This is a genomic window from Gluconobacter cerevisiae (assembly GCF_015244675.1).
GTDB lineage: Bacteria > Pseudomonadota > Alphaproteobacteria > Acetobacterales > Acetobacteraceae > Gluconobacter > Gluconobacter cerevisiae.
In genome coordinates this window covers 1-12,386 of sequence record NZ_JABCQO010000024.1, presented here as the reverse complement: position 1 = coordinate 12,386, position 12,386 = coordinate 1, and the positions used below count along the sequence as shown (strand labels likewise).

Sequence of the window (12,386 nt, the reverse complement as noted above, 5' to 3'; positions counted from 1 at the left end):
ACTGGCGACGTGTTGCGACCCGATATGACCGCTGCGCTCATACATTCATGTCCGCAATCCACATCGCAGCAAGCGTCATCTTCTACCTCAAAGAATGAGTCCTGAGCCTAGTTTTTCCGGGGCTTTGCCTGTTCGGCGCTGAGGCGGATCCACGGATGGCGGCCCTGAACGAAAGCCACGACACGGGCCTTGTGGGCGTCTTTTTCAGTCGAGGCGTTTGTCATGGATGTTTCGTGCTGGCGGTAATCGGCCAGAATTTTCGGGACGTGATGGCCGGGCAGGCCGCGTTCCGCCATGGAGCACCACAGATCGAAATCCTCCCAGCCCATTGCTTCACGTGAAACATAGTAGCCTCCGACTGCGGCCCAGGCCCATTTCGTGACCATGGCCATCGCGTCGATGCGGTTGCCGGAAACGAGGGATAGCGGGTTGAAGGGCAAGTCTCCCAGAAGTTTCGGGGTGCCCGGCTGGTGGTGGGTGTCAGCAGTCATGTCCATCAGGACCGGGCCGTTTTCGTTGAAACAGGCGATGAGCGGATAGGCATAGGCCGTACCGTCATTCATAGACTCCAGAAGTGTTTCGCAGGCTTCGGGGCGCAGGATATTGTCGGCATCGAGCTGCATGACATGGACCGTCTCGCCTGCATCCATTCCGATGTTTCGCGCGCCGCCCAATCCGGCGTTTGTGAGGGACTGGCGCAGGATCAGGCGATTGAAGCGCTCGCGGTGGCGTTCCATCCATGTTGTGGCCAGAGCGAGCGAACCGTCGGAAGATCCATCGTCCACGACAATCAGATCCAGCATGGGCAGGGTCTGCGACGCGACGGATTCCAATGCGTCCAGAAGGTGCGCTTCGTAATTATAGGATGTGATGACGACCGTGACTGGCGCTGTCCCCAAAGCGTCATGATGGAAAATGGTCCGGCTGGCAGGGATGACGGGCAGTTCCGGTGGGGCCAGACGATCTCGGGCCAGGCGTGTCTCGGCAGCGAGGGCCGCTGCGTCGTCTCCATTCAGGGAAGAAAGTGCGAGCTTCATGCGCTGGGCCTGAGCCTGTGGGCCAAAGGGCCAGAGAATGGAATGATAGGCATCCCGTGCCATCTGGATGCGTCGCTCGGGGTTGTCGATCAGTTCGATCAGGGCGTCGTGCCATTCGGAAGGGCTCTCGGCGAGAAAGCCGGTTTCTCCGTGACGGATGACGCGCCGGAATGGGCCTGTAGGGGAAGCGACTGTCGCTGCACCGGACAGGGCGGCCTCGAAGAACTTGATCTCGCTCTTGGCCTCGCAGAAGACATTCCCTGTTTCCAGTGGTGCGATGGAGATGTCGAACCGCGCAAACTCGTCCTGAAGTTCTGCGAGCGGCACCATGTCACGCCATTCGATTTGGTCCTGCACGGGGATCAGGCTGGGAAATTCTTCCACGAGCAGAATGGGACGATGCGTTTGGGGCTCGCGAAACAGCACAAGCCGGGCCTGTGGGCGTTGATGCAGGATATCTGCGATGGTCGGGCATATGGGAGCGAAATCCCGCTGATGGGTTCGCGAGCCTGCGGCGTAGCCGATGCGGACCAGCCCATCTCCGGCATTGACACGTCCCGGTTCCCCGCGCATGCGCAGCGCCATTCGGGCCCGTTTCAGCGAGGCCATATCGTAGATATTGGGCAGTAGATGAACCACGGGGCGCAGGCTGTGCATGGCAAAGACCAGCTCTGCCGTCGTGGTTGACCCCTGATCGCAGCGCAGAAAGGTGCGGCGCATGTCCGAGAAGCAGCGCTCAATCTGTTCTTCCGTGGCGCCGATGGAGCGGATGCCATCAATCAGGTCCACGCGTGCGTAATGCGGTACGAAGACGATATCGTCGGCGTCAAAGATAGTCACGACGTTTTCAGATCTGGCGAGATCGAAAATCGTACTGACATGACCGCTATATTCAACGCGCCAGAATACCATGACGTCCGCCCAGTGGATGTCGTCGTAGCCGACTGAGGCACAGGGCAGGACTCTGGCATCGAAGCCTGCATCGCGGGCTGCGGCTGCATTTCGCTCGCATCGATAGAGAACGCCGGGCGTGTCCGGTTCGCCGGCAATGAACAGGATGCGGGAGACGGAAAAGGGCGCCTCTGGAGAAGATGTTGTGTCTTCGCTCGCGGCGGAATCCTGATTTGGAATGTCGACAGGCGCAGGGCGGGGAAGAAGGGAACGCTTCAGGCGACGGCCTGCGCGAAGCCAGAGGGGGGACGGCGTGACGGGGGCATGTTCGATAGAGGATACTGTCGGCTGTAAGACGTTCTCTGCTGCAGGCTCGTGTAGCTGTGTGTCTGCAAGAGCAGTGGTCTTGCGGTTGGACAGCATGCGAAGTGAAACACGCAGATCCTGGATGATATGTGTTTTCTTCAGGGATTCCTGATGCAACTCCTGAGACCGGGCGCGCAGAAGACGGTTTTTCCGATCGCTGCGAAGAAGCTGCTGGATGGCATGACGGTAATTCCTGCTCTCCGGAGTGTCTGACAGCAGAAAGCTCAGAAAAGGAGAATCGCCTGCATTGATCAGGACGTTTTCCGAAGTGAGTGCGAAAGATCCGTCAGAATGATGGGCCCCGAAATGTAGTAAAGGTATCGAAGGAGGGATCTTTGTTACGTCCCCCAGAACCTGAAGCAGGACGGGAGGAGAGTGCCCTGTGATCTGAGACGGATAGGGGGTGATCTGGATGTTGGTGGTCGGGAGGTAGGTCTCCAGAAATCTGCGAAGAGTTTTTCTAGCCCCACTGGGAAGGTGCGGTGAATATTCGATGAGGGCGGTTGAAACCCTTTTTTCCTCAGTCAGAATCATCATCAGCCAAGTGATCAAATGGACGTGATCTGTCTGGTCCTGCTGTTGAGAAAGGTTTTGGTCGTCAACCGTTTCTGATGTGAGCAGAAGCGTCAGACGGACCAGAAAATCATCGGGCTTTGAAGGGAGTTGAGAGGGCGGATTGGAAAAATTCACGAGCGGGCCTGTGAGGATCAGTTTTTCTGCGAGAGACGATATATCTTAAAAAGAGACATGACGTTCTGATAAGGATTGAAGCAGTAGCGTTAATATTTATTTCTTATGAAATTAACATTGACGGAACTTTTTCGATATAAAAGGATTTGATTGAAGAGTTGGATTATCCGCTCTTTTCCATTTTTGCGTAATGAAAATGGAGAACTCCTTTGTCGGCGTTGCTTTTCGAATTCCCTAAATGGCAGATCATGAAGCCTTGTATCGTGTGCAAAGTTGATTGCTTTTGACAATCCCGCTCTGATATATGCAAGACTCGTCGCTCGATCATTTGGGTGGTCCGAGGGCCGCCGGTGCGAGGCAACCTTTTTTAGGAGTGCATGGTAATGGCTAACATTACTACAGTCGTTGGCGCCTCCGGCCAGACCTTCGCGGTCACGGTCAATGGTGGACAGACCCAGCTTCTTGCTCAGCAGTACCAGACTGCTCTTTCCACCCTCCACACCAGTGGCGGTCTCGATTCTTACGATCTCGTCGCCGGTAGCAATTCCGCTACGGGTGCCAATCCGGGCCACGGCCTGATCAGTCAGGGCGGCGACTACTCCGTTTCTGGCGGCACCACCCAGTACATCTCCGTCGGCAGCTATTCCGATTCGGGCCAGGACACGCTGAACTCTGCCGTGAGCCTGGATGTTTCGGGCAGCACAGCTCAGAACATCAGTGTTCTTGCTGGCGATTATGCCGGCGTCACGTTCAAGGCTAGCAACCAGAACGGCACGTTTGTTGGCGGTGTTGGCAACAACACATTCAACGGCGGCAGCTCTTCGGGCAACTGGACCGTTGCAACGGGTGACGGCAACGACACCATCACGGGCACCAACGGCAACAACACCATCAGCGGTGGTCTTGGCAACAACAGCATCGTTCTGGGTAGCGGCACGAATGTTGTTCGTTCCGAGGGCCAGGACACCATCGACGGCAAGGCCGGTACGGATACGGTTACGCTGCTCGGCGGTAGCTCCGTGGTTACGCTGGGTGCCAACGCAACGGTTTACGACACGACGTCGCACAACACCGTTTCGGGCGGCAACAACAGCTTCATCACGGGTGGCAGCTCCAGCACCTACTTCTCGACCGGCGCCATGAGCACCGTTTCGGGTGGTCTGAACGACACGATTTCGGCTTCTGCCGACATCTGGCAGATCCGTGGTACGTCCAACTCCATCACGGCTTCGGGCTCTCTGACGTTCCTGAACGGCACGGGCTCCACGACTGTCTCTGCTGGTACGTCCACGCTGTTCGGTGCGTCGGGTCTCGACATGCATCTGGTTGGCGGTTCTGCCAACTCGACCAACCTGTTTGTTGGTGGTGATGGCAATGAGACCGTTTCGGCTGCATCTTCCAACGGCACGCTCCACGCGTTCGCAGGCAAGGGCAACGAAACCATCATCGGTGGCTCTTCTGCCGATACGCTGGTTGGTGGTTCGGGCTCAGCAACCCTCACGGGTGGTTCGGGCGCTGCAAACCTGTTCGCTCTGAACAAGGGCTCTGCTGGTGGTGACTATACGATCACCGACTTCGGCAGTGCAGCTGGTAACCTGATGGCCCTGTACCAGTACGGCCTTCAGAACAACAATGGTCTGTCGAACGTCCTGTCGCATGCTACGGTTGCTGGTGGTAACACCACGATCGAACTGTCCGACAACTCGAAGATCACGTTCCTGGGCGTTAACGACCTAAACGCTTCGAACTTCACCCTGAGCTGATAACAGGTATCTGTCATCTGACAGACCTGTAATGTTCAGGAAGGCCGGATCCGAGAGGGTCCGGCCTTTCGTGTTTCTGATACTGTTTTTGACCTTTGCGAAAGCCTGATGGAATGCGCGATAATGCGCGCGACACACTGATTGAAAGCTATCGAAGTGCGGCCCGCCTGAACGGGTTGAAAGCGGAGCAGCTGCAAAAGGAAAACCAGCAGCTTCTTCGACAGCTTTCCCTGATTCAGACGTCTCTGTCCTGGCGTGTGACGCTTCCTCTGCGGGCCGTCCGTGCGCTGATGTTAGGCAAACTGCTGTCTGGTCGGCCTGTACGGGATGTGCCGGGACGGTTTGTGCGTCTGTGGGCACGGGATGGGTGGGCTGGCCTTCAGAAAACAGTCGTTCATCGCCTGCGTCGTCTGAAAAGGGTCCGTGCGAAATTACGGACTGGTCTTCCTGAAGCCGCGGACGAAACGGGACAGCTGCACCCTTACAAAGCTGCTCATCAGTCAGATGGAATGCGGCCAAAAGTATTGATTATTGCGGAACTGAGTCTGCGACAGTGTGCCAAGTATCGTGTCTGGCAGAAACGCGATTTTCTGACAATGTTGGGATGGTCGGTTCAGGTTGTGGACTGGCGCGATATTGCTGATGCCATGTCAGCGTTGCAGCTTTGCACGCAGGTTATTTTTTATCGGGTTCCGGGGTTTGAGGATGTTCTGAAACTGGTTCAGGAGGCCCATCGGCTGGAGCTGGCGCCGCGATGGGAAGTTGATGACCTGATTTTCGATGAAGAGGAATATCGCCAGAACGGGAATATCAAAACGCTCCCCGCCGCAGAACGTGACCTTGTGCTGTCTGGGGTGGTGTTGTTTCGACGGTGTATGCTGGCCTGTGGGCGGGGCATTGCGTCAACCGAGGCGCTGGAAGAGGCCATGCGCAAGGCGGGTCTTTCGGATGTAGTGGTTCTGGAGAATGCTCTGGATATGGAGACGCTGAAAGTTGCGGCGGCACTCCCTCTGCATTCGGGTTCAGAGCTTCTCTGGGTCTCCTATGGATCTGGGACCAACACTCATGATGCGGATTTCAGGCAGGCAGAGGCCGGATTGCTGGCTGCGATGGCTGAAGAACCCCGGCTGTGCCTGAGGGTGATCGGGCAGTTGCAGCTTTCTGCGGCATTTGAGCGGTTTGGGGACCGCGTCGAACGTCTGACTGAGCTGTCCTATCCCGAATATCTGAGGGCTTTGTCACAGACGGATATTGCGATTGCCCCGCTGGAACCGACGCTGTTCAACGACTGCAAGAGCAACATCAAGTTTCTTGAAGCGGCGATTGTCCGGGTGGCTGCGATCTGCTCTCCGCGGGCGGCTTTCCTAACTGTGATGCGGGATGGACTGAACGGATGTCTGGCGGCGGATGCTGAGGAATGGCGGAACGCCTTTCTCAGGCTGGCGCGGGACGACAATTATCGCAAGCGTCTGGCGGAGGCTGCGTATGAAAATGTGATGGCTCGCTATGCACCGGAGTCGATGGTGCAGACGCAGGCCCGGCTTCTGTTTGGTGTTCCAGCCGTTCAGGAAGCACAGAATCTCAGGGTTCTGATGGCGAATGTCTATTTCGCTCCCCGTTCTTTCGGTGGTGCCACGATCGTGGCTGAGGAGATGGGGCGTCGGTTGGTGCGTAAGGGGGCAAAGGTCAGTGTTCTGACGTCCCGCTCAAGCGTTGCGGATCTTCCTGATGGCGATATTCGCTACGATGTGGATGGAATGACGGTTTTTGCCTCGGTTCTGCCTGATGATCAGGGAGGGCTGGGGCAACTGGACAATCCGGCCATGGCGGCAAGGTTCTCGGAAATTCTGGAGGCCTGTCAGCCTGATGTGGTTCATGTTCATGCCGCGCAGGGGCTTGGGACCGGGCTTTTGCGGGTCTGTCAGGAGAAGGGGGTTCCCTATGTTCTGACGCTGCATGATGCCTGGTGGTTGTGTGAGCGTCAGTTCATGGTTCGGGCTGACGGGCGTTACTGCTTCCAGACGACCATTGATCAGGCTGTTTGTCAGGCCTGTGTGCCGGGGGCACGGCATCTCACGGATCGGGCTGTGGTGATGCGACAGGCCCTGAATGGGGCGGCTCTGCTGATCAGTCCGTCACAGGCGCATCGTGAGCTGTATCTGGCAAATGGGGTTGCGCCCGAGCGGATCGTGGTCAACCGAAACGGGTTTCGCTGGCCTGAGCGCCCCCGCAGGAAGCGAACTGCCGGTACACCGCTGCGGTTTGGGTTTGTCGGGGGAACAGAAGCCGTTAAGGGCTATGGTCTGCTGAAAGAGGCGATGCAGTCCCTGTCCCGGAGCGACTGGGAGCTTGTGTTGGTTGATAACAAGCTCAATCTCGGCTTCCAGTCGATTTTTCCGGAAGACTGGTCTGTGCGGGGACGGCTTCGTGTTGTGCCGGCCTATACGCAGTCAGGGCTGGACGATTTCTACGATCAGATTGATGTGCTGCTTTTTCCATCGCAATGGAAGGAAAGTTACGGCCTGACGGTGCGTGAGGCGCTGGCACGGGATGTCTGGGTTGTGACGACGGCTCCGGGGGGGCAGTCCGAGGATGTGGTGGATGGGTTAAACGGAACCTGCCTGCCGCTGGATGGTAAATCTCGTACGTTGGCCGAGGCTGTCTTGGCGTTGCTGGATGCGCCCGAGCGTTTCGAGAATTACGTCAATCCCTTTCGGGAGCGCCTTGCGACCTACGACACACAGGCAGACGAACTGTATGCCTTCCTGCAACAGGCGGCGGGTCTCACAGCCTAGCTTAACGTCCTAGAAGCAGTGCGATGAAGGCGTGGCGACGGTCTGCGCTGGCGAGGGCCTGAACCGCTCTGGCGCGCAGGCTCGCTCGGGCAGAGCGGTTGCGTGGCGGGGTTGAAGCCAGGTAGGCCGCGATCCAGTCTGGATTGAAAAAGGCCGGGTCAAGGATTTCGGCGCGCCACAGATGGATGGAGGCGATGCCGCTCGGATTGTCACGCAGAAGCTCCGTTTTGATGAATGGAGCGTTGCCCGATCGAAGGACGGTCCGCCAGTCCGCATGCATGGGATTGATTGCCAAAAGGCGGGCGAGGCCCCGAGTGCTGCTCCAGGAGGCTCCCGTGGACAGGCCGGCTGCCTTGATGGCCAGTCCGAGGCCAAGCTCTCCGTGCAGGACGATCTCGTCCTTGGTCATATCGTTGAACGGCTGGTTGAAAATGCGCTGGATCGCCGGATGCTCCAAGGCGTCACACGTCATGCACAGGAACCATGACTGAAGATGGGGCACGACCGCCTCGGAGCGGACCATGCCCCAGACCTGAAGATTCTTCTCTCGCATCTGGTCCATGATGGGACGCAGGGGCAGGAGAGGGCCGAAAACGCTGTCATTGGCGAAAAGAATTTCTGTTGCGTTGTCCGCGCAGCCTTTGGAGAGCAGGAACTGCCATGCTCCAAAGTCCAGTCCGGTATTGGGGCGCGGATGGACAGTCGCGGGGATCGGAACTGTTGGGTCCGCAAGGTCGTTTCGCAATAGTTGGGCGCTGTTCTCTGAAAGACCGGAGGCGGCGATATGGATCGTGAAACCACAGGACGCGATCTGCCTGAGCAGATGTCGGGTGTGGGGCGGCAGTCGGCCGTCAGGATTGTAGTAGGCAAACAGGCAGACAGGCATTGGTATGGACCCGCCAGAGGAAGGAAGAAATGTTAAATTCATGATATTATGGTTGTTTATGAACCAGATCTATATGAAATATTACGACATATCGAAAAGATGGGCAATTTGTCCGTTAATTCGCTTAAGCGGCATTTCTGTACCGGAAAGACCCGATCAGTACTGAGTAAATCCGGAGTTTTATTCATGAGCAAAGCTTTTCTTGCCGCAGTTCTTCAGGATTCCATGAATTGCACCGGGGTTGTCGCCCAGAGAGCCGTCAATGACATGATTGAGGCCATTATAGAGGAATTACGGGAAGAGGGAGGGTTTACGTTGCCCTCATTTGGAACGTTCACGGTTTGTGAAACAAGGGCGCGACAGGCGATCAATCCGAGAACTGGAGAGGCTGTCGATGTTTCTGCGGGACGAACCGTAAGGTTCAAGGCCAGCCCTGGGCTGAAGCAGTCTGTCTGAAAGGCTGGCTGGGGTGGGAGGAATTAGCCAAAAAAGCCGATGTCTCAATAAAATCAAGCAGTTAGGTCGAGGAAAACAGCCAAGTTTGGAGACGACTTTGGAGATAACTCCGGAGACGAGGATAGCTTATCTGGGCTGTTTTGCAATCCGTTTTGCATCATGCTGCGGAAGCTATTCGCTGGATTGTCCTCAAGCCAACGCCATACTCGTTGGCTAAGGATTTCCCAGTCTCGCTCCCATAACGTTGCTTGATGGCATTTTGAGCTTGGGAAGAAAGCTTCTCCTTTCTTCCCATTCGTACTCCGTTGGCCATTGCTCTTTTTCTGCCGGACTGGGTTCTGTCGATAATCAGAGCACGCTCGAACTCTGCAAAGGAGGCGAGGAGGTTCATGGTAAGGCTTCCCATCATGTCATCCCTGATGGTCCCCACTCCTTCAATGGTGATGGCAATGCCCTGACCTCTCAGGTTCTGGATGACTGTCAGGATATCGAGGGTCGACCTTCCAAGTCTGTCGAGCTTCATCACGACCAGCTCATCCCCGGCCTGAATCTTTTTCAGGAGCTTCCCGAACTGAGGTCTGTCATCTGACCTGATGACACCTGAAATCTTTTCCTTGAAGATATTCGCTTTTGGAACTCCAAGAGCCACCAGGGCGTCTTCCTGTTCCTTCAAATCCTGTCCTACTGTGGACACTCTGCAATAACCGTATTTCATATAATTCTCCTTATAATTTTGGCGGAGATTTATGGCGGTTATTTTCTGGCTGTTTTCTGCGGTTCTACAATACCGCCACAAATCTCAATCTATGACGGTATTATATTACAATAATTAAGGTTATATTTGTAAAAATATTTATTGTCTCCGGACTTGATTGGGAAAATTATATTGTGTAACAAAATATTTAGTCTTTGTGGGGTAAATATTTATGAGCACTCAAGAATCTGATACGCTTGTCAAACCGGATATGGTAGCGGTTCTTGAGCGTACTCATATAGCTAAAGATTTACACGGCTTTCTGCTCCCTACTTTGGAGGCTGTATCCAACGCGATGCACGGTATCGAGGCTCGCTTTGGGAAAGAAGCCCGGAAAAACGGAAAAATACACATACAAATAAATAATATAAATAATAGCAGAGATTTACTAATATCTATCAAAGATAATGGCATAGGACTAAATAATGATAATTATGAATTTTTCAAAACGCCATTTTCTGGTCACAAATTACGACAAAATGGTAGGGGTTTCGGAAGATTTATAGCATTTAAAGTATTTTCTAGAATTCTTTATTCTACAAGATATGAAGAATCTATAATTAATTTAGTTAGAACTTTTAGATTCAATATAAAATCCAAAAACGAGTTAATTTTTTATGATGCAGAACCTGATTTCGATGGTATTGGATTGCAGGTTGATTATAATGAACCGCTTCCGGAATGGTGGCAATTAATAGAAAAAATCAGCAAAGAGGATGTTAAGGACCATATTGGCAGCCATTTTTTGCCATATTTCCTAAAAAACGATTTGCCAGATATATCGATATCTTTTGATGGTGAAAAAAGAGAAAATATTACATCTTACTTCAATAATTTATTTTCTTCGTCAAAAAACGGTTCTTTCACATGTAATGTAGAAGGGGTTGACGAAGAGATAGAATTTTCTCTCTCAAAAATACAAAAAACAAAATCGTTTAAAAATCACTGCTTGTTATTTTCTGCGGGTAACAGAATTGTTGGAACTCCTAGAAATCTGACTAATATACTTGGTAGACCTCACTTTTTAGATGAAAAAAATAATCCTTATATCGTAGTTGCTGTAGTAAAATCCAAGGCTTTTGAAAGCCGTTTGAATGACTCTAGGACTCAAATCAATATTCCCCAGGAAACAATCGAAAAAATAACATCTGAAATTGGCGGTATCATTCAAAATGATGAGAAAGACCAGATAGATAAAATAAAAAATCATCAAGAATCAGAGCTTCAAAAGGCGTTGCTTGAAAATCCAATATTAAGATTAGGTTTAAAGGGAAGGAGTTTAAATAAATATGTAAAAGAAAAACCAAACAACTGGACATCCCAGAATTTTGTATCAGATTTAGCCATTGAAAGATATCGTTCGTCGAGAGATTTAGCTAAGTCTATAGCGCAAGTTTCTCATGATCCGGAATCGTATATAAAAAGTATAAAAGAAATATCTGAAAAAATAGATAGCAATAATAAAGAAGCATTGGCGGAATATGTTGTTCACAGAAAAAAAGTTATAGAACTGGTAGAAATTGCCAGAAAAATAGGGGATAATGGAAATTATTCTCCAGAGGATACTATACATGATTTAATCTTCAAAAGATTTTCTGATACTACTTTGAGTGATTATTTTCAGCATAATCTATGGTTGGTTGATGATGCTTTAGCATTTTTGCCATATGTGTCTAGTGACCGTGCTATGCATGGAAAAGGTCGTAAAAAGGGTGACAAAATACCTGACTTAGCATTTTTCGATGATAGTCTTGTATTAGGAGACAATGATGGAACAATGATAAATATTATTGAATTCAAAAAACCATCACGAAATGACTATAAAATGGGCGATGCAAAACATGACCCTGTTCTTCAAGTTATAGAGACTCTAAATAAAGCTCAATCTAGCGGGGGAATATCAAAGGAAGATGGAACTTTTTTTGCATTTCGTGGCGTGGTTAGACGTTTCGCGTATATAATAGCAGACATTACTCCAACACTTTCCAACGTATTAAATCTTCATGATTTTAAAAATGATGTAAATCCAGATATTTATGTGAATTATCGTGATAATCAAAAAATATTCATACAAGCTATGGGTTATGATACTCTAATTTCCAACGCCAAAAAGCGTAATCAAGCCTTTTTTAGTGTTTTATTTGATGAATAGAGATTTAAAAATCTATGTTAATATTTAAATATTTCATTGTTTTATCCTGTCCCAAAAACACCTGATTTGGGAATAGGGTGATTTTGCATGGCTGAGAGTCCGGTTCTGCAATTCTGGTACGGGGATTGCGGGACGGATTTCAGGAGTTCATCGCCCGCCAGGCGGTCATCTTTGAGACATGCAGGAGTTTCGCCACTTCTCTGGCAGACAGGCCCTGAGATTTGAGACGACGTGCCTGAGCGATGTCGTCTTCTGTCAGCGTCGGCTTTCTTCCGAGGCGGATGCCCTTTGCCCTGGCTGTCTCCAGTCCTGACAGCACACGCTCGCGGATGATGTTGCGTTCAAACTCCGCAAATCCCGCCAGAAGCAGCAGGAACAGCTTGCCGCCAGCGCCTGCCGTATCAATCCCCAGATTGAGAATCCTGACAGAAATCTCCCGTTTTTTCAGAACGTCGATGAGTGTCAGGACATCCAGGGCGTTACGGCCCAGACGGTCGAGCTTGACCACCGTCAGTGTGTCCCCGGCCTGAAGCCGTCTGACCAGTTTCTTCAGGACCGGACGCGATTTCCACGCGGTCGCTCCTGACACTGTTTCC

Annotated in this window: 8 protein-coding genes and 1 pseudogene; 5 read left to right on the top strand and 4 right to left on the bottom strand. The window is 52.1% G+C overall.

Features of this window, described 5'->3' with window-relative positions; genetic code table 11:
* Positions 1-98: pseudogene (locus tag HKD21_RS13985) on the top strand (IS5/IS1182 family transposase); the annotation flags it as partial.
* A 9-nt stretch (positions 99-107) separates the two neighbouring features.
* Here HKD21_RS13985 and HKD21_RS13980 read toward each other — a convergent pair.
* A complete protein-coding gene (locus HKD21_RS13980) occupies positions 108-2,831 on the bottom strand; it encodes a glycosyltransferase (RefSeq protein WP_228121520.1) in 2,724 nt (907 codons plus the stop codon).
* 536 nt (positions 2,832-3,367) lie between these two features.
* Between HKD21_RS13980 and HKD21_RS13975 the strand changes: the two genes are divergently transcribed.
* Entirely contained in the window at positions 3,368-4,747 is a 1,380-nt protein-coding gene (locus HKD21_RS13975) for a beta strand repeat-containing protein (protein WP_194256217.1), read from the top strand.
* A gap of 113 nt (positions 4,748-4,860) precedes the next feature.
* Positions 4,861-7,542 (top strand): glycosyltransferase, encoded by a 2,682-nt coding sequence (locus HKD21_RS13970; RefSeq protein WP_194256216.1) that lies wholly within the window; start codon positions 4,861-4,863, stop codon positions 7,540-7,542.
* Between the two features lies 1 nt (position 7,543).
* Here the strand turns inward: HKD21_RS13970 and HKD21_RS13965 are convergent, their stop codons facing one another.
* Positions 7,544-8,434, bottom strand: coding sequence for a rhamnan synthesis F family protein (locus tag HKD21_RS13965; protein ID WP_194256218.1), 891 nt, complete (start codon positions 8,432-8,434; stop codon positions 7,544-7,546).
* A gap of 180 nt (positions 8,435-8,614) precedes the next feature.
* On the opposite strand from HKD21_RS13965, the gene HKD21_RS13960 reads away from it, so the two are divergent.
* Entirely contained in the window at positions 8,615-8,884 is a 270-nt protein-coding gene (locus tag HKD21_RS13960; protein ID WP_194256215.1) for an HU family DNA-binding protein, read from the top strand.
* Positions 8,885-9,041: 157 nt separating this feature from the next.
* Here HKD21_RS13960 and HKD21_RS13955 read toward each other — a convergent pair whose 3' ends face one another.
* On the bottom strand, positions 9,042-9,599 hold the full coding sequence (locus HKD21_RS13955) for a recombinase family protein (RefSeq protein WP_194256214.1): 558 nt from the start codon (positions 9,597-9,599) through the stop codon (positions 9,042-9,044).
* A gap of 211 nt (positions 9,600-9,810) precedes the next feature.
* Here HKD21_RS13955 and HKD21_RS13950 point away from each other — a divergent pair, with 211 nt between their 5' ends.
* The gene (locus tag HKD21_RS13950; RefSeq protein ID WP_194256213.1) at positions 9,811-11,790 is read left to right on the top strand and encodes an ATP-binding protein; all 1,980 of its coding nucleotides are present in this window, start codon (positions 9,811-9,813) and stop codon (positions 11,788-11,790) included.
* A gap of 139 nt (positions 11,791-11,929) precedes the next feature.
* Here the strand turns inward: HKD21_RS13950 and HKD21_RS13945 are convergent.
* Positions 11,930-12,386 (bottom strand): recombinase family protein (locus tag HKD21_RS13945; RefSeq protein WP_194256212.1); only part of this gene is annotated, 457 nt, incomplete at its 5' end.

Bases quoted from the DNA above. Each gene is read 5' to 3' on its own strand.
- HKD21_RS13980 (WP_228121520.1), bottom strand. From the start codon at position 2,831: ATGATGATTCTGACTGAGGAAAAAAGGGTTTCAACCGCCCTCATCGAA.
- HKD21_RS13975 (WP_194256217.1), top strand. From the start codon at position 3,368: ATGGCTAACATTACTACAGTCGTTGGCGCCTCCGGCCAGACCTTCGCG.
- HKD21_RS13970 (WP_194256216.1), top strand. From the start codon at position 4,861: ATGCGCGATAATGCGCGCGACACACTGATTGAAAGCTATCGAAGTGCG.
- HKD21_RS13960 (WP_194256215.1), top strand. From the start codon at position 8,615: ATGAGCAAAGCTTTTCTTGCCGCAGTTCTTCAGGATTCCATGAATTGC.
- HKD21_RS13955 (WP_194256214.1), bottom strand. From the start codon at position 9,599: ATGAAATACGGTTATTGCAGAGTGTCCACAGTAGGACAGGATTTGAAG.
- HKD21_RS13950 (WP_194256213.1), top strand. From the start codon at position 9,811: ATGAGCACTCAAGAATCTGATACGCTTGTCAAACCGGATATGGTAGCG.